At 56.5% G+C, this 19,094-nt stretch carries 10 protein-coding genes; 7 read left to right on the forward strand and 3 right to left on the reverse strand.

Annotated features, from left to right (window positions below; all coding sequences use genetic code 11):
* Positions 1-321 precede the first annotated feature (321 nt).
* Positions 322-2,226 carry a hypothetical protein gene (locus ACOBR2_RS04015; protein WP_420238774.1) on the forward strand — a complete coding sequence of 635 codons (1,905 nt, stop codon included), beginning with the start codon at positions 322-324 and terminating at the stop codon, positions 2,224-2,226.
* A 120-nt stretch (positions 2,227-2,346) separates the two neighbouring features.
* The gene (locus ACOBR2_RS04020) at positions 2,347-3,678 is read left to right on the forward strand and encodes a hypothetical protein (protein ID WP_420238775.1); all 1,332 of its coding nucleotides are present in this window, start codon (positions 2,347-2,349) and stop codon (positions 3,676-3,678) included.
* Positions 3,679-3,717: 39 nt separating this feature from the next.
* Here ACOBR2_RS04020 and ACOBR2_RS04025 read toward each other — a convergent pair whose 3' ends face one another.
* Both ACOBR2_RS04025 and ACOBR2_RS04030 read right to left on the reverse strand, forming a co-directional pair.
* Positions 3,718-5,787: a right-handed parallel beta-helix repeat-containing protein gene (locus ACOBR2_RS04025; RefSeq protein WP_420238776.1), complete on the reverse strand. Its 2,070-nt coding sequence runs from the start codon at positions 5,785-5,787 to the stop codon at positions 3,718-3,720.
* A gap of 100 nt (positions 5,788-5,887) precedes the next feature.
* Positions 5,888-8,155 carry a hypothetical protein gene (locus ACOBR2_RS04030; RefSeq protein WP_420238777.1) on the reverse strand — a complete coding sequence of 756 codons (2,268 nt, stop codon included), beginning with the start codon at positions 8,153-8,155 and terminating at the stop codon, positions 5,888-5,890.
* A gap of 486 nt (positions 8,156-8,641) precedes the next feature.
* Here ACOBR2_RS04030 and ACOBR2_RS04035 point away from each other — a divergent pair, with 486 nt between their 5' ends.
* The 3 genes from ACOBR2_RS04035 to ACOBR2_RS04045 all read left to right on the forward strand — a co-directional run bounded on the left by ACOBR2_RS04035 (position 8,642) and on the right by ACOBR2_RS04045 (position 13,643).
* Complete coding sequence (locus tag ACOBR2_RS04035) at positions 8,642-10,300, forward strand: MGH1-like glycoside hydrolase domain-containing protein (RefSeq protein WP_420238778.1); 1,659 nt, start codon at positions 8,642-8,644, stop codon at positions 10,298-10,300.
* A gap of 89 nt (positions 10,301-10,389) precedes the next feature.
* Positions 10,390-12,660, forward strand: a complete 2,271-nt coding sequence (locus ACOBR2_RS04040) for an exo-alpha-sialidase (protein ID WP_420238779.1) — start codon at positions 10,390-10,392, stop codon at positions 12,658-12,660.
* A gap of 14 nt (positions 12,661-12,674) precedes the next feature.
* Positions 12,675-13,643, forward strand: a complete 969-nt coding sequence (locus ACOBR2_RS04045) for a glycoside hydrolase family 43 protein (RefSeq protein WP_420238780.1) — start codon at positions 12,675-12,677, stop codon at positions 13,641-13,643.
* A 301-nt stretch (positions 13,644-13,944) separates the two neighbouring features.
* On the opposite strand, the gene ACOBR2_RS04050 is transcribed toward ACOBR2_RS04045, so the two are convergent.
* The gene (locus tag ACOBR2_RS04050; protein ID WP_420238781.1) at positions 13,945-15,501 is read right to left on the reverse strand and encodes a DUF5060 domain-containing protein; all 1,557 of its coding nucleotides are present in this window, start codon (positions 15,499-15,501) and stop codon (positions 13,945-13,947) included.
* A 502-nt stretch (positions 15,502-16,003) separates the two neighbouring features.
* Between ACOBR2_RS04050 and ACOBR2_RS04055 the strand changes: the two genes are divergently transcribed.
* A complete protein-coding gene (locus tag ACOBR2_RS04055) occupies positions 16,004-17,632 on the forward strand; it encodes an alpha-L-fucosidase (RefSeq protein ID WP_420238782.1) in 1,629 nt (542 codons plus the stop codon).
* A gap of 809 nt (positions 17,633-18,441) precedes the next feature.
* Entirely contained in the window at positions 18,442-18,864 is a 423-nt protein-coding gene (locus ACOBR2_RS04060) for a response regulator (RefSeq protein WP_420238783.1), read from the forward strand.
* Positions 18,865-19,094 lie beyond the last annotated feature (230 nt).

Here is a 19,094-nt window from a genome sequence, read left to right on the forward strand (position 1 = left end):
ATTCTTACCCTTCAGATTAAATTTATCGAGGATCAGTTGCGTGCTTCCTTTCCGGACATAATGCCTTTTACAAGTAAAAGAAAATGCGACAGCAAAGCTGACCGCACAGAAGAACCGGACTGAAAAATGTCTGCATCCGATCGCATACAGGATACAGAGTTGAACGAACAACAGACAAGACGTAATCGGAACAATCACGGCACGCTCATGGCCTGTTCCATAAGAAAAGCCTCGACGGACGCGCTCTTTTGTCTGAAAGCGGCCTGCGCGCCGACGTGCAATCTACTTGACAGCGCGGCAACAGCCAACATAATCGTAGCCATGCGTTCCTTTCACTCTTTTGCCTGGTTGCCTTTGGTTTTCTGCACGCTCTGCGCATGGTCGCAAAGCGCGCTCGTGCTCTCTGACGCCAACACGCCGCAGGGCGCAATGCTCGATCACTACAAATTTGTTTCTGATGGCCCTGCAGGCGCAGGCTGGTCGCGACCCGACGAGATTGCCCGCGCCTACTTCCATGAGGAGCTTTCGCCTCTCTTCGAGCGCACGCTCACTCTTGATCAACCGCTGGAACAGCACACAGCGCTGCGCTGGATCTTCACCGGACCCCACGCCGGATTCATCGTGGAACTAAGCGAAAGCAAGGTCCGGATCGCGGAACACTCCTATGATTCGTACGGCCTGTACGATGGTCAGGGAAACCATCCCGACAAGAAAATTCTCGAGCAGGAACGACAGTTTCTGGGTCCGGTGCATTCGCTCACCGTCGTTGCCGATGCGCATCTTGCCGTCCGCGTTCTGCTCAATGGGCAAGCTGTGCTGGAAGTGCCGCTGCTCTTCGACGTAACCCGCCATCAGTTGCAATTCTCCGCGCTGCGGAATCAACACAGCGTCGCATCCGGTACACTCATCGAGCCACAGGCCATCGCTGCATCTATTGAAATCAAGGAAGGTCAGAAACATCAAAAGATGCTTGGCTTCGGCGGTAGCCCCAGCATTCCCGCCTATAACGAGCTGAGTGAGCAGGGAAGAAATGCTTACTGGAATCTGATCAAGCATTACAATCTTCTGCTACAACGCGAGTACCCCATGGGTACGGAGTTGAAGCCCGACCTGAGCAACATGGACAACGCCGCCGAAGCCACGCCGCACTACTATGGCGATAACTTTCCCAACAGTGAAGTCTCAAGCTTCGACTACAACCGGAAGATTACGGCGCTGGGCGGCGATGTGATTTACGAGCTGTGGGCGCTGCCTAAGTGGGCCACGGAAGCCTACGACGGGCCGCACGTCTACGACGCATGGAATAAGTCCATCAAGACGCAGGCCAAGGCCGATGAGTATGCGCGCATCGCGGTCGAATTCTGCAAAAAGGAAAAAGAAAAGACCAGTGCAGCCCCGCTGATCATTGGCGTACAGAATGAAGTGGAAGAACCGCCCGCCGTCTTTGCCGCCATGGTTCTGGCCTTGCGCCACGCCCTCGACAACGCAGGCTTCACCTCGACGCGCATTCACATGGCCGATGCACCTTACATGTACATGGGCTCCAGCCGCGCCAAGGATCTGGCGCAGAACGCTGCCGCATGGAAGGCGCTCGACTACACGGCCACGCACGAGTACGACTTTCAGGAATTCGCTGCCAATCCCGATATGTATGATGCGCGTCTGAAGGCCATGCGCGAGGCCAGCAAAGACAAGGAGTTCATTGCCACCGAGATCTGCCTGAACGATGCGCATTTGCAGGAGGCGTCCTACCGTGTGGCCTTTGCCGCGGCGCAGCTTTATCACAAGAATCTGACCGAGCTAGACGCCGTTGCATTGATGTACTGCTGGGTGCTGCTTGACGTGGAAGAGCCAAGCTTTGGCGCATCGCGTTCGCTGCTCGTTCCCGACCGCACCCAAGGCTGGACGGTCGCGCCGTCGAGCTTTCAACTGCGCGTACTCGGTGCTTACAGCCGCCACATCCACAAAGGCATGCTGCGCGTGAGTGCCAACAGCAACGATCCGGATTTACTAACCACGGCCTTTGCCGACAGCAAGGACGAGACGGTGGTGATGATCAATCGTGGATCCGTGGCACGCAGCATCCAGCTAACCGGAGCAACGCATGCCTGGGCAGAGATTGAACGCACCAGCACAGAAGAAGAGAACGCCGTGAGCACACCCGCTTCCAGCCTCGTTCTTGCGCCGGGTGAGATTGTCGTTCTGTCCACGATCCACGCGAACTAGCTTTTCTCCTGAACCGACAAGAAGGGCAAGAATGTCTTCCTGGCCCTTCTTGATGAGGAATCCATGAACCGCAGAGATTTTATGCGCAGCACAGCAGCCATATTCAGCGCGTCCTGTTTCATGCAGCGAACGCTGAACGCCGCGACCATCCAGGCGACGCTACAGATTGATCGCACGAAAACACTCGCCACCGTTCCCGAAGGCTTTCTTGGCCTCAGCTATGAGTCAGCACAATTGGCGACCCCCGCCTTCTTTTCCGCAGAAAACCATGCGCTGATTGCGCTATTTCGCGAACTCGGCGCACAGGGCGTTCTGCGCATCGGCGGCGGTACAAGCGAATTCACCGCATTCACGCGCGAGACGTTGAACACACCTGCTCCCTTTGACACAGTCGGCCCCGACACAAGCAAAAATGTAAAATCCGACACGCCGATTACTCCGCTCAGCATCAAGAATCTGCGCGAATTTCTGGACGCTACGGGTTGGCGTTGCCTCTATGGATTGAACCTTGGGCGTGGCCCACTCAGTCGTGCAGCCGAGGAAGCCGAATGCGTGCAAAATACGCTCGGCGCAAGACTGATCGCCTTCCAGCTCGGCAACGAACCCGACGCATGGCGCACGCGCTACAGACCAGACTCATGGGCCTATGCCGATTACTGGAAGGAGTGGACGGCTGCCCACAAAGCCATCCTGGCACGCGTACCCAATGCGCGCTTTGCCGGGCCGGATATTTCCAACAAAATGCCCTACGTAACAGGCTTTGCCGAAGACGTGAAACAGAGCGGCGCAAAGATTGAAATGCTGACCTCGCACTACTACGCCATGGGTCCAGCCGGTTCACCGGGCATGACTATTGAAAAGCTTCTGGGGCCCGATCCGAAGCTGGAACGCGAGATGAAAACCATCCTCGACGCAGCGCATTCCATCGGCGTTCCCTATCGCATGTGCGAAGGAAATTCCTGCTGGAATGGTGGTCAGGAGGGTGTGAGCGATACTTTTGCCAGTGCGCTCTGGGCGGCTGACGTCATGCTGCACTTTGCCTCGCTTGGCTGCGCGGGCATGAATCTGCATGGTGGCGGAAACGGCTTTTACACGCCCATTGCAGGAAGCCTGCAGCTGGGATTCACGCGTCGGCCAGAGTTTTTCGGCATGTTGATGATGCGCCAATTCGTGGAAACCAAGCTCGTAGAGTGTGCTCTGCAAAACACCAACAGTCTGGTGCGAGCGCATGTGGCTGAACGCGACGGCGCATTGCAGATCCTTGTTTCCAACCCCACCGCCGACGCTCTATTTCTGCAAACTCCATTACGGCATGCACATACACAATGGACGCTCAGCGCCCCTTCGCTCGACGCCAAACAGAACGTCACGCTCACGCAGAGCAAGCCCCATGCACTTCACAAAGGAGCTCTGCAAATTGCTCCATACTCCGCGGTTCTGGTGCGCGGCTGATTCTGCAAAAAAGATGGGCGGAAGATTCTCCGCCCATGCCTACTTTGTCTCGTCGCCAGCCCCCGGCCTCGCATCGCCGTAGGCCACCGGACCAGCATTCGCCTCAATGCCCGCGTCCTTCATCACCGCGCGCGCTTCGTCTGGCCACTTTCCATCCTTCACCAGATGATCGTCGAGGATGAGATTGTTCTGATAGTTGGTCCACAATCCCCCGATCTGTGTTCCATCGTGCCAGTTGGAAATTGCCGTGTTATCGGGCGAAACGCGCACCGGCATCATGGCGTGCACAGTGTTCACATTGAGCCACTCGCATTCCGCGCCCTCCACAACATTGCGCCGCAGCGTAATAGAACGCGATCCTTCATCCAGATAGAGCCCGATCATTTTGTTGTTGTCAAAGATGTAATTTTCCGTAATCAACGTTCCCGGGCTAGCGGACAAATTGTAAATTGCGCCTCCATCGTGGAAGTATTGCTTGGCGCCATGAATACGGTTGCTCGCCACCACAACGTCGCGATGCGTGGTGGGCGTATCGTAAACAAGATTCTCTTTCCAGTCGTATCCATGCATGCGCGAGCGATAGTTCGGATTGCCACCCGGATCCTGAATGCCCCATCCATAACCAATATCGATGGCATCATAAGGAACATCGCTGATGTCGTTGTGCAAAATGACCGCGCCCAGAACATAAGTGCTCAAAATTGCGGTATGGTCGCGATACTCCTTGCTGACGGAACGAATGCGATTGTTGCTGATCACGATCTGGCGATTCGTCTGCCGCTGCTCGTGTGGATGATGCGCGTCGCGGCTCACTCCACCCGCTTCAATTGCGCCGCCAGCGTCGTCCGTAAACACCGAGCGCGTCACCGTTACATCGCTTGCGCCCAGGCCTACACCGGTCAGATTCGCTGCGGCATCATTGCCAATCCCCAAGGCGTACTGGCCCAGATGCGCAAAAACATCGTCCTCAAAACGAATGCGCTCCGCTGCGGCCACCTGCACAGAGGCGGGAATTTGCGTCCACTCATTGCGCCGCGTTTCAAAGGCAGGACAGCCCTCATGGCAACTCGATAAAGGATCGGCAGGATACTGCGCCGTCAGTCCTTTCAGGTAAGCTCCGCTCTGCTGGCTCGCATAGCCATCGCTCGCAGAAGCGCCCAACCAGGTTGTATGCGAAAAGCGAAGCCCCTTGAAGGTCAGGTCCTGCACCGGTACGTCCAGGTTGTTGCCTACAGCCAGCAACACGCTCAAGTGCGGCAACTCCACATCCATCTTTGCCACATCCGCGCCCATCGGAGGAATCAAGTAGAGCTTGCCGGCTGCGGGATCGATATACCAATCTCCAGGCTTGCTCACAAACTCCAGCGCATTCACCAGGAACAGGCGCGCAAACTCCGGATGATAGGGCGTCTCCATCGTGTCATAGCCCCAAATATTGTTCTTCCATGCGGGTTGCTGCATGTGAAGCACGCGGCCTTCGATCTGCTCCACAGGAGAAAATCTATCTGTAAAAAACCCGGTTGCTTCCACTTCGATGCGGTTCTGGTTGGTCAGTTTTTTTAGCTCGTCATACTTTGCATCCTCGAAGAAAATTCCTTCGTTTTTGAAGTCAATATCGGCACGCGGAATCTCTCGCGCTCCGCGCTGCATAAGCTGGTCATTCACCCAAAGCTCGCGTGCGTCCAGTCCCTTGGGCGTCTCCGCGACGTAAAGATTGCGTGCCTGATCCAAGAGCTTCCAGTCTGAAACAAGAATCGCTCCGGAGAGAACCGGCGCATTCTCCATGGTTGTGCCCGCAGCGGCTTGCCACACGACATGATGGCCATTGCGTCCACCATCCGTTGCCGCAAAGATGAGCGGTGACTGTAGCCGATAGACTCCGGGAGCAAGCTCAACCTTCACATCGATTGCTTCATTGTGTTTGCGCACCTCAGCCTGCGCACGAGTGAGCGTGCAAAATGGTTTTTCTGCAGTGCCAGGATTTTTGTCGTCTCCCGCCGGAGAAACTGTGATGGTAAAAGACGGCGTTTCCGCTTTTTTAGCGCACACAGGTATTGCCTGCACCATCAGAGCGATCATTCCCACGGCGGAGAAGAAAACTCGATGCATTCTTCTCCACTTCTTGTTTTCTACATTTATTTCCATGCACAACCTCGGCAAACACTCTCTGCACTTTATTCGCAAGAACCCACAAATTAATTTCATGCGGTCAGAACTGCACGTCCAGATCAACGGGCCCCGTCAGATTCTTCAGCATAACTGTATTGCCCGTCCCATTGGTAATGGATTGGCCATTGCGCTTCACAGAGCGCAACTGCATTCCATCGGGCAAGGGAAAGCGCACAGTTGCTTCATGCACCGTAGTCGTCGGCTCAAGATGCAGCCGCATGTGGCCAGCCTCTGGATATTCAAGCCGCAAGGAAACCTTGCCGCCCAGCGTGGTAGGAGCATCGGTCAACGCAAGATGCTCACCCGGAGCAATCCAGTGCGCAGGCAAACCAGCAAGCAGATGCAGCGTGTCATGGTCTTCATATAAAAGCATGTCCCGCACCAGTAGGATCAGATTGGCTGGCCCCCAGCCTTCGGGCATATCGCCGGTGCCATTGCCATCTTCCACCTCTTTGGAGACGCCACTGGCGCAGGCAACCAGCCTGCTTTTGTCCACCTTGATCTCTTCCTTGAAGGCGTCGGTCGAATAGGTGTGATTAAGCGTGGCCATCAACAGGCTTTCCATCTTTGTGAGTTCGCCGCGACGCAAGTATGTTTCTGCCACATTCAAGGACTCGCTCGGCCACACTCCACTCGGCCCCATCCACGCCATGTGCGTGGGCAGACCTTCGAGTTCGTCGCGCCGCATACGCTTGAGCAGGTTCGTCACCCACGGATCGTTTGCGCTGAGCAGATCAGTAGGATAGACCGCAATCAGACTCTGCGAAACGCCAGCATCGGGCTCGGTGGGCAAGGCAGGAAGATAAGGTTTATCTTCCGTCTCCAGTTCAATAGAACGCCGCATGGAATCCATGTAATCCTGTTTGTAACTCGCATACATCGCAGCAAACTGTTTTTCGTCGTCGGCATGGCCGAGCACATGCGCCGCCTGCTCGGCAATTTTGATAGCGTACAGTGACCATGTATTGTGCGGATACGCATGCCCTTCCGGTAAACCGCTATCGCCGTAACTCCACGGCAAAAGTCCCCACCAGTAGGGTTTTTCACCAGGCTTGAGTGTGGGCGAAATTTCGCTTACGCACTTCCACGGAATCTGACGCTGTATGCCTTGCGATGCCGCTGGCGCATCGGCAGGCAGCATCGTCTCTTGCCGGTGCAGATCGATCCAGCGCGCTGCCGCAACCAGATGCGGATAGCCTTGCGCAAGCCATGTTGTATCGCGTGTAAGCAGATAGTAGTCCCACACACTGGCCGCATTGCCGCCGATGTTATCCCACGCCGGCCATCCACTCGTCACCGGGCCATCCCATTCCCCATCGCTCTTCTGCAAGCTGAAGGTATGACGGATGGTTTTAAGCGCAGTGGGCAGATAGCCCGCAAACTCGATGGAGCGGGCCTGAAAATATTCGCCGCGCCCCCAGAACTCGCGATAAAAGGCTGGGCCATCGAGCGTCCATAACTCACCATTTTCATCCCGCTCGGTCAGCATCAGAATGTAGGCCACCGAAGCCTGATAAAAATCCGCAAGTTCTTTTTCGCGCACCGGCAATTCAAGCTGTGCGCCTTGGCTCCAGAGTGCATCCCAGTCGGCGCGCACCTGCCGCAGTAGCGTCGAACCATTGAGCGTGGCCAGTCGATCCACACTAGCCTCCGGGTAATCGTACGGCAACACCACCCAGAAAGTGATGGAGCCATGCGCGGGAACCACGCGACGCTCCACCAGCATCAGCCCTTCGGCCTCAGAGGGCCGTACTTCTACGCCAGACTGCGGCAGAACCGTTGCCAGCAACTGACCGTCGCGCGTGGCCAGATGCGCACCACTCACAAAGGCGGGAAGATTGCGCTGTTTACCATCCAGACGCAGTTCCAGAGTGCGCTGTGCTTCGCTCGCATTGGTCACCGTCAACTGCACGACATCCAGCCCTTGCTCACCCTGCAATGCGGCAAACGCCGTCTCCTCTACCTGCAGCGATCCACCCTTCCATTCGGTCAGAACAAATGGATAGCGCATTGCATCCAGCCGCTGCTCACCAGCCACCAGATCGGTATTTCTTCCGCCGCTCACCTCACGCAGACGCAGACCGAGCGCTCCATCTAGCTGCTCACTGAAGCCGAAGGTAACCGCGCGGCCCTTCTGCTTCAGACTCCACTGCGACCATTGCAACTGGCCGTCTTTCGTCACGATGGTTTTATGGCTCCCGAGCGGCAGACCAATCATGCTGCGCGCATCGCGATTGGCGTACTGATGCGTAATGTGCAGCGCGTCTTCGGCCTGCATCTGCAGACCAGAAAAAAGAACCAGAAGCAAGAGGCAACCTGAGGCAAACCAGCGATTCAAGGTAGATCCTTTCGTGCGCAGCCTGTTTTTTCTTTCCCGAAAAACGGAATCCTGCCGCCCTGCGCAAAGCTTAGGAAAGGTCTATCAAACTCGCTTCCCTCAGGAGAAGGACATTGTGTGGAGGAGAGACAGGCCGAGGAAGGAATCCATAAAATACCTCTCGATGAAGGGCGCAATGCATGCAGCAATTCCGGCGAACACGTCAGAAGCTCGGCCGACACTGTTCCTCTCGCCAGTTCAAGCACTGAAATGCATGTTCCGTAATTCGGAACAAGCTAGGAGCACATTCAGGAGCAGGGCGCTGCGCCAACATCCCGTACGCAGGCAAAAGCCAATGGAAACTCGGGAGCTAGGGGTCATCAAAGAATCATGCTCTGCAAACAAGGCTAAAGCTGCTGCAACAGAATCTTTCCCTGCTTGCCGCTGCCGCGCACAGCAATTACACTGCATTTCGCGATGCGGACTCTCTTTTCCTTCACGATCCTGGCGCAACTCTGCGCTGTTAGTTGCGGATTGCTCACGGCGCAAACGACGATACTGCTGCCAGCCAGCGCAGGCAACCCCGTGCAGCGAACCGGCATAACAAAGCTTTTGCATGCCGAGGACTACCACGGCTATGTGTCGCAGTTTGCGCACGACGAACAGGAAGCAACCGGCCAGGCACCTCGCGATGCATGGCCATGGATGGCTGCGCACGTTCCACTTTTTTCCAGTTCCAACAAGCAGTTCGAAGAGATGTACTACTTCCGCTGGTATGCATGGCAAAAGCACATCGTGCAGTCCAAGCAGGGATGGCTTGTGACCGAGTGGCTGCCCAAGCCCGACGCAACCGATGGATTCTTTGGCGCCCTACCCGATGCGGCGCCCTTTCATCTGGGCGAGGCACGCTGGCTGCGGAATTCCAGCATCGCCGAGGACTATGCTCGCTTCTGGACTCGGCCCGATGCCGGCGCGCGCAAGTACAGCTTCCCGCTGGCAGCCAGTGTGCGCGACGTAACTCTGGCCACCGGCAAAGAGAAGCTTGGCATGGATCTTTTGTCGGCGCTGGAAGCCAACTACAGCGCATGGGATGCGAGTAATCTTGATGCTTCCACCGGACTCTACTGGCAGATCGACACACGCGATGCCATGGAAAAGTCGATTGGCGGCGATGGCTATCGTCCGGTGCTGAACCTCTACATGGCTGCCGATGCGCGAGCCATTGCAGAGTTCGCTCGTGCTGCCGGACAAAATGAGATTGCCACACAATACGATCAGAAAGCTGCAACGCTCGAAAAACTAATGGAAGCGAAACTGTGGAACGATAAGGATCAGTTCTACGAAACGCTTTCTCCAAGCGCCGATTCAGGCATTCGCAAGCAGAAGCGGTTCATTGATCCGGGTACACAACTGCAATCCTCCAATGTACGGGAGTTGATCGGCTACATTCCGTGGCTCTATGCAACGCCTGCGCCCGAGCATGCCGTGGCATGGAAGCAGTTGTTTGATCCACAGGGATTTGCAGGAAAGTACGGGCCCACAACGGCCGAACGGCGCAGCCCACGCTTCCGCTTTACATCCAGCGATCAATGCACCTGGAATGGCCCTTCCTGGCCGTTTGCAACTACGCAAACACTACTTGCTCTGGCCAACATACTCAATGAAAATACAGAAAAAATTGTCAGCAAAGACGATTACTACAAGCTATTTTCAAGTTATGTAAATGCGCAGCACTTGACGCTGCCTTCAGGGCGCAAAATCGACTGGATCGATGAAGATCTGGACGCTGACACCGATGAGTGGATTGCCAAGGATATGCTGCTGGCCAAGCACAAACAGGTTGGCCGCGGCAATTACTACAACCACTCCGGATTTGCTGATCCGCTGATCACTGGCCTGATCGGTCTGCGTCCGCAACATGGAGATGCAGTACATCTGAACCCATTGCTGCCTGCCGAATCGTGGAGGTATTTTGCACTCGACGGCCTGCCCTATCATGGCCATCTGCTCACGATCCTCTACGATGCAACGGGCAAACACTATCATCGCGGACGCGGATTCATGTTGTTTGTCGATGGCAAACTGGCTGCACAACGCAAGGAGCTTGGACCGCTGCAAGCATCGCTCACGCACTAAAGCGGAGACACACAAACAAAGCTAAGGAGCTGCTGGACCTGATGAAAATGAAATGCTTTGCCTTGGATGGAATCAGAAAGACTGCGCTGATGGCGTTTTGCGCGGCCATGCCGTTGCTGGCGCAGAATCTTAACGAACACAACAATATTGACCTGGTGAAGATTCACTCCGGCAGCTTCATCCAGGGAGGCGATGGAGTTACCCTCAGCGGAGCGCAGATCAGCGGCATGGGCGTGAGTTCCGACCGCCCTGCGCGGGGCGATTACGATGAATACCCCGCGCACCGCGTCACGCTGAGCCACGATTTTTTGATCGCATCTCATTTGATCAGCGCCGAAGAGTACCAGAAGTTTGATCCGAGTTATAAACCGAGTGCAGCGTTTTCCAGTTATGCCTCCGGCATCAGTTACGAGCAGGCTGTAGCCTTCTGCAAATGGCTCTCCGCCAAAGAGGGCAAGCACTACCGTCTACCCACCGAAGCCGAATGGGAATATGTGGAACGCGCTGACACGCAGACGCCGTACTTCACCGGCGCTGCAGCGCCCGCTGCGGGCACCGCGAATCCCTGGGGCGTGGTCATGGGCGAAGGGACACCGGAGTGGATAGCCGACTGGTACGGCCCCTACACTGCGACTGCACAGACAGATCCGACGGGCGCAGCCACTGGCCTTTTCCGCGTAGTGCGTGGCGGCGGACTGGATTCGAAAGAGCAGAAGTCGAAGGAGGTCGTCGCCAACCCTTCCGCGATTTATCCCGCGATGGCGCCCTTCTTCGCTCGTTCAGCCAATCGGGCCAGCATGGCGCCTAGTTATGCTTCGGCGCACGGTAACATCGGCTTCCGCGTAGTGCAAGCGGATGATCCAGCAGCGAATCTAGCGCCGGTAACTCCACTCTTCTTTCAGACCGGCGTGAAGCAGACTGCAGCCGACTTCACCAAGGGCCCCCATGCAGCCAAGCCCTTCTATCACGAGCATGAAATCTTCCCCAACCTCGGTGGAAAATCCATGCCCGAGGTAGGTTGGAAGCTTGGTCTGGCGCAGGGGCTGGGCATCAACTATCACAACTCGGCCGTGCAGGTGCTCGCCAATGGCGACGTGGTTGCCGCATACTACAACACTCCCAACAAGGAAGATGATCCTGACCAGACAATCATGATGATGCGTCGCCGCGCAGGTAGTGAAGAATGGGATATGCCCGAGCCATGGCCCTTCTTTGCCGATGCTGCCAACGCCGCACCGGTCTTCTGGAAGGATCATGGCAAGCTGTGGCTGTTCTGGGGCTTTCCGCGCTTGATTGGCGCGCCTCCGTTTACTTACACACAATCGGACGATAACGGCGTGACGTGGAAGCCGGTCGAGTTTCCGCACTTCACCGCGCCGGTGGGCCGCTATGTTTCGCAGCCCATCAACTCCATTGTGCGCACGCAGGATGGAACGATTCTGATTCCCACCGATGCCACCGGCAAGGATGCGGATGGCAACAGCTCTGTCTCCGTCGTGTGGGGCACGCACGACGAGGGCAAAACATGGTACGACGCGGGCGGCCGCACCGCAGGCCGTCACACCACGATTGTGCTGGCACAGAACGGCGACATTCTCGGCTTCGGCGGCAAGAATTCCAACATCGGTGGTCGCATGCCGCTGGCCACCAGCAGCGATGGCGGTAAAACGTGGACCAAATCGAAGACGGACTTTGACGTGCTGGCTAGCGGCGAACGTCCCAGCGTGATCCGCCTTGCCTCCGGCCGCCTGTTCTTCGTGGCCGACTACAATCCGAAGGTGCAAAAGCACATTCACAAGGACGGCGCTTACGTCGCACTTTCTGGCGACGACGGCAAGACGTGGAGCAAGAAGAAACTTCCCGAAAACATCGTGACGGTTGGCTACGTAACTTCAACGCAGGGGCCGGACGGCGTCATTCACATTGTTACGTCCAAGAATCCGGTGAATGTGGAGATCGAGCTGAACGAAGCCTGGGTGCTTGATGTGCAGGCTGGCAAATCTGCCGAAGCCACCAGCAACGCAAAGCGCGTTCAGCATAGCGAAAAATGGCCGCATGGCACGCTCAAGGCTACCTGGTCTACCGTGCAAGCAAGCGATGGCCGCACCCTGCTGGAAGGTCCGCAGACGCTCTTCGATGCGCAGGGACACAAGCAGTGGACTTCCGCCTACCATCTGGGCCGCAAGATTGGCGAAGAGGTTTTCTATCGCGCGGATGGCAGCATCGCATGGAAGAAAACGCATGCTGCGGATGGTAGCTGGAGCTGGACAGTTTATGATGCCACCGGCAAGCAAACTGCCGAGTCGCACTGGAACAACATGACACTGGCGAGCGACAGCATCAGCGCACCTGTCCAGTAATCAAAGAGGATCGCATGAAACTCATCTGCAAATTTTTCGTTTTGCTTCTGGCGGTATGCAGTGTGGCTTCGGCAAGGCCAAAGCCGAAGCCCGCGCCCGAGCAGGGCTACTGGCTGTTTGCCTATTTCATTGAGCCTGCCAAGCAGGGAATCTATCTGGCCATCAGCCGCGACGGCCTGCACTACACACCGCTGAACGATGGCCAGCCGTGGGTAAAGCCCGCCGAACAGAATGAACTGATGCGCGACGTCTACATTACGCGCGGGCCCGACAAGCTCTTTCACATGGTGTGGACCTGGGGATGGCATGTGCCAACGTTGGGCTATGCCAACTCGCCCGATCTGCAGCACTGGAGCGCACAAAAACAGATTCCTATCATGCAGGATTACCCCGACACCAACAACGTCTGGGCTCCGGAAATCTATTACGACGCAGCCCAAGCCAAGTGGCTCGTGCTGTGGTCCAGCGCCTCGAAGACGACCAAGGGAGAGCATCGCATCTGGTCGTCGCTTACCGCAGACTTCAACACCTTCACCAAGCCGCAGATCTACTTCGATCCTGGCTATGCGGTGATCGATCAGACGATCTTCCACGCCGAAGGCGAACCGTACCGGCTGATCTTCAAACAGCAATCCACCGAGCCGCTCACCTATTGGGAGCGCGTTGCCACTGGTCCCACGCTGGAAGGTCCGTGGAGCAACTTCTCTGACCCGATCAACGAGAACTGGTCCGAGGGTCCGTCGGCCATCAAGCTTGGGGATCGTTACGTCGTCTTCTACGATCACTATCGCGGCGATCACATTCGCTATGAGGCCGTGGCCTCCCGCGACTGGCAGCACTGGGAAGACATCACAGCAGAAACCGATCTGCCCGCGCACTGCAAGCATGGCAGCTTTCTGCACATCAGCGATGCGGAAGCCAAAGCGCTGCTGGCGCGGCATGATCCGGCGGAGCCTGCAGCTACTACCACGCCTGCGAAATAGTTGGATCTTGGTAAGCGTAAAAAACTCGCGTCGAGTGGATGCAGCAGGGTGGTGTTTTGAAAGGGCACGACTTCAGTCGTGCCACTCGAAAGGAAAAGTGGACCGGCTTTAGCCGCTGAGGGCGTTCTTTGCTTCGAACACGCTGAAGATCATCCCTCAGGGGCTAAAGCCCGCATCTTTTCATAGCTTTTCGGCACGGCTAAAGCCGTGCCCTTTCAATGCAGATTCAAGCCTGAATTTTTCAGCGTAAAAAAGCCTCGCATCCAATTGAATGCGAGGCTTTTTTGTTCCAGCAAGAGACCTAGGCTTTGGTGAACAGCACGGCATGGTATGGCTTGCCGGGCAATGCGATCTTGCTTTTTCCGCTGAATACGCCCTCCAGCGGCGTGCGCGTCATGGCCCACGGATCGATCACCTCAGCCTTGAACTTCGTCTTTTCCGGAAGCGGAAATTCGTACTCGCCCACGCAGTGAAAGTCGAAGTACCAGAGATATAGTTTGTCGGCATTGAAGGCGTTCAGATAATAGGGATCGTTGGCTGTGGTCAGGCCCGTTGTGCCTGTGCTTTCGAGCACCTTACGCAAAAAGGTGATGCGCTCCGCACTGTGGCCGCGCAGCTTGCCTGCATCGCTCCAGGTCGGAATCCCCTCGGTCTCCGCGAAGGTTTCTCCATGCGTGGCATAACTTCCATAAACAATGGCGCGCCAGAAGCGGTGCGTCATTTCTTCCGCGGAAAGATTGCCCCAACGCCGTGCGATGTTGCCTTCGTACATGATCTCGTCATAGATGATCGGCTTGTTCCATGCGGCAAAACGCGCGGGCGACTTTTCAAAGTCGGACTCCTGCAGACTGGCATGCGTGCACCACGGCTTGGAGTGATCGTAGATTACCTTGCTGTGATGGATCGAACGCAGGCGGCTGTACGGATCGTTCTCCTGAATAATACGGAAGAAGCGATCCCAGTCGGTCATCGATTTGGTCTTCACCAAATCGTATTCGTTGGCCACCGACCACCAGACGTTGCGATAGGCAGAAAAACGCGCAATGGCATAGCGCAGATAACGATCATCGGTCGCTGAATCCATCGCGGAAAAACCATGCGCATCGTAAGGATGAAAGAGGATGATGTCGGCTTCGATGCCGGCCTGCTGCAACTTCGTCAGGCAGCTTTCAAAGTGCGCGAAATAGGCAGGATTGAGGCGAGTCAAATCGAAGCGCTTGCTGGCCGGTTCCGATTCTCCATCAGCAGGCACTTCAGCCGGCTCCGGGCCAATGCGCACAAAGGGCATGGCCACGGCCTTGCGCTTGCCCAGCGACTTGGGCAGCAGGCAGAGACGCACCTTGTTGAAACCCGCCTGCTTCATGTCCTCCAGCGTCATGCTCTCCACCGGATCGCCCACAAAGCCGAGCGAGTAGCAGGTGGTGCCAAAGGGAAAGTACGGCGAGCCATCAGCATATTGAAAGTGGAACTGATGCGCCGTCTGCACCGGACCGCGATTTGCCTTGACTGCAGCCACACATTCGAATGCGCCCGTGCGACCGGAGAGTTCCTTCGCGCTGCTGATGGTTTCAAAGCTCCACGGGCCCGGCACATCGGGCGAAAAGCGCACCTTGTACTGGCCATTGCCATCGTAGAAGCCATTCACTTCAATGTTGCGGTGCCCTAGCGTAAAGCGCGCGCCAAAGCTCACGTCCACAAAGGGATTGCCCCCCGACGGCCCCTGCGACTGCAACTCGAAGACGCTCCACTGCTCCACAGCGCCATGTTTTTCTTTTTCTACTGCGGCCGATGCACCGCGCACTGCGGCTCCGGCAAGCGTTGCCGCGGTTCCCCACTTGATCAGTTCCCTGCGATTCATCTTTACTCCTGCTTTTTTGTTTCCGCATTCCCAAGGCATAGCGGAAAGAAGTCCGCTCATTCAACCTACACAAAGATGCAACACAGTGAGTATCAGAGAAAGCTTCCCCTTGCGCAATGCTGATCGCCACAACACATGCGCATGGCGCATGCAAGCCAGCCTCTTTCTCGCATTCTGTTTGCCTCCCATCCATCCTTGCCTTGTTCCCGCACCTTGCTGCAGCCAGAACAATCCTTGCGCGAAGCAGGAAAGTAGTTCCGTCAAGCGGAACCTCGATTCTGCATTTCACCAGCCCCCGGCAGCGCAACGAAAGCGCAGGCGCACGGAATCCGTGCATTTTTCGCAGAGCTTCACACAAGCCACAACGCGCCTGCTGCAGCGCACTGTGCAGAGCCGCTTCCGCATGGCACATTGAAGGTGCGAGCACCTGAGCCTGTCGGGGCCAGTGAAGAGAGCATTCCAGATTTTGCTTCAGCCCGCAGAAGAGGACTAGACGGTGAGTTTGAAAACACCTTTTCAGATTTCGCGGCGCACACTCTTGAAGGCTGCCAGTGCAGCCGCTCCCGTGGCCGCATTGCAGTCGTGGTTGCCTGTTAGTCTCCATGCGCAGACTGGTGCTCCAGCGGGCGCGCCCGATGCCTACGCACACGCCAAGCCCGATCTGGTTGGCCCCGTGCAGTCCACCTGGCAGAGCATTCGCGATTTTTACACCGTGCCGCGCTGGTTCAATCAGGCCAAGGTCGGCATCTTCATCCACTGGGGTCTGTACGCCGTGCCCGCGCACAAAAACGAGTGGTACGCCAAGTACATGTACACCACCGACGTGGCGTGGCACACCCAGCACTACGGCCCACCCGACAAGTTCGGTTACAAGGACTTCATTCCCATGTTCAAGGCGGAAAAGTTCTCCGCCGACGAGTGGGTTCAGCTCTTCCAGCAGGCTGGTGCGCGCTACATGTGTCCGGTGGCCGAGCATCACGACGGCTTTGCCATGTGGGATAGCGATCTGACCCCCTGGTGCGCCGGCAAGATGGGCCCCAAGCGCGACCTGATTGGCGAAATGGAGCGCGCCGCCCGCAAGCGCAACATGGTTTGGGGCTGCTCAACGCACCGCATGGAGCATCACACCTTCATGTACCCGGCCAAGGGCGTGCCCAACGATCAGTTTGACCCGAAGTATGCCGGCTTCTACGGCCCACCCATCCCGGACGTGGACATGAACGGCCCCAACGCCAGTCTGGCCTTTCAGGAAGACTGGCTGGCCCGCGTTCAGGAGCTCGTCGACAAGTACCACCCCGAGCTGATCTACATGGACAACGGCGTGAATCCCCGTGAGTACGACGCGGTAAAGATCCGTGCTGCAGCCTATATGCTCAATCGCGCCCACGAGCACGGCCTGGAAGCCACCATGTGCACCAAGCAGTGGGCCTACCTCTTTGGCGCAGTGCAAACCGCCGAAAGCATGGGCGGCGCACCGGAGTGGGTCTACCCCGGCGCATGGCAGTGCGATACCTCCATTGGCAATTCGTGGGGCTACATCCACGGCCTGCGCGTGCTGGATGGCGCTACCCTTGTGCGGCAACTGATGATCATTGCCAGCAACGGCGGCAACTACATGTTGAACGTTGCGCCCATGGCCGACGGCACCATCCCCGCTGACCAGCAAGCCTCCCTGCTGACCATGGGCGACTGGCTACGGCGGAACGGCGAAGCTGTCTACGGCTCGCATGCCTGGATCCGCCCCGGCGAAGGCCCTAGCGTGCCCGACGAAGCGCCCCAGACCTGGCGCGGCTGGCCCACTGCCCTGGGACTGCCCGGCGGCGGCGTACACAAGAAATTGCCTCCGCCCACCCCCGCCGATTTCCGCTTCACCATCAATCATGGTGCGCTTTACGCCACCGGTCTGCTGGTGCCGGAAGACTCCAGCGCAGGCTTTGAGGCCAGGCTGAAGAGCTTCCGCAAGGGGCAGGCCCACGTCGAGCGGGTTACGCTGCTGGAAAATGGCCAGCCCCTACGCTTTACCCAGACTGAAGAAGCGCTGGTCTGCACAGTGCCTCCCCGCGAAGCCAGCCAGGCCGCTCTGCCCTACACCTTGAAGATCGAGGGAGCCATGAACTCCTTTGGCGGGTAATTTCGCATTGAAACTTACTTGTTCCTAACTTCCGCAGGGCAGAACAAAACTTCTGCCCTGTTTTTTTATGGGTCTTTCTATGTCTACTCAGGCAGCAAAAGCAGCTCGCAAAGCAGCAAAAAATTCTTCGCGCGCAGGCTGAATTTCGGAGTGGATTCAGTGATGAAAAAGTGAGGAAAACCCGCATAAAATGAGGAAAACACGCATATTACTCTCACTCATCTTTCGTCTCGCTGCTGACCCCAAAAACGCAATTGGACGGGTTCTCCACAGGGTGTGAATTTTTTCTGGAGACTTGACAGATTTTTGGTCGCACCAGCTTTGTGGCAAATGACCTGCTTTTCCGTCCGGGATACACACAGTTTCAACAGGTCTTCATCAAGGTAACTCTTCTGATTTGTGAATCCTAAGTAATCGGTGGAAGACTCCGCCCTATTTCCGGGCCAAATTTCGCCTTTTATTCTCTCTTTCTTTCGTGCTCATCCCGCCGTAGTCTTGCGAAGCGTTGAGAAATTCACCGGTTCACGCCGAGCATTTTTAAAAGAATTTCCCATCCGTTTGTCGCGAGAGAAGAACGGCCCTAAGTCGATCCTCCATTGAATCATTCCCACGCAAACCACCCACCGAGCCGGTGTGTGCCCTTTGCACGGCGATAGATCACTGGACGTAGACCGATCTTTCAAGCTGCTCAGAAAGCGACCGCTGTGCAAAGGCAAATTGCCCCAAACCGCTCCACTGGAGCGGTCAGGAGAGTTGTGTGTCTGCACGCCGGATGGAACAAACAGATCACAAGGAGCGGGTAGCTAAACATGAGGCCGAAGAAAATCATTCTCTGCGTTAACGATAATGAACAGGAACTTTCCGTACTGAGCTTCATGCTGTCCACCAACGGGTATCGTGTTCTGTCGGCCACCAACGGCCAGGAGGCGATTGAAGCCTTCCAGAGCGCCCCCGTGGACTTGGTGGTCAGCGACTACTCCATGCCGCAGATGAACGGCGCCCAGCTGGTCAGCCGGCTGAAGAACATTGCCGGCCACGTGCCGATGCTGCTGCTGGGCGATCCGCAGACCATGGCTGGTGAAATGCACTCGGCCGACGCCCTGCTGAACAAGAAGAACAGCTCGTCGCAGGAGCTGCTGGAGCGCATCAAGCAGATGAGCGCCCGCAAGCGTGGCCCGCGCAAGGGCACCGTGCGCCACACGCCCATGCTTGAGTTCGCTCAGGCCAGCTAAAGTATTTTCTGAATGGCTGCAGTGGGAGGCAAATGCTGTTTTCTCCGGAAAACAGCCCCCGGAACACTCTTTCAGACGAAGCAGTAATTTTGAAATTGCGCCAAAGCATTCCGTTACAATCATAAAAAGCTACTGCAGGCCGGACCCTCCGCAGAGAATCCGGCCTGACTCTATAAAGCATCTCTACAATGGGCAAACAGCCTTCTTGCGTACAACATATTCTTCTACTC

The organism is Telmatobacter bradus (genome assembly GCF_048629425.1).
In the GTDB taxonomy this organism is placed as follows: domain Bacteria; phylum Acidobacteriota; class Terriglobia; order Terriglobales; family Acidobacteriaceae; genus Telmatobacter; species Telmatobacter bradus.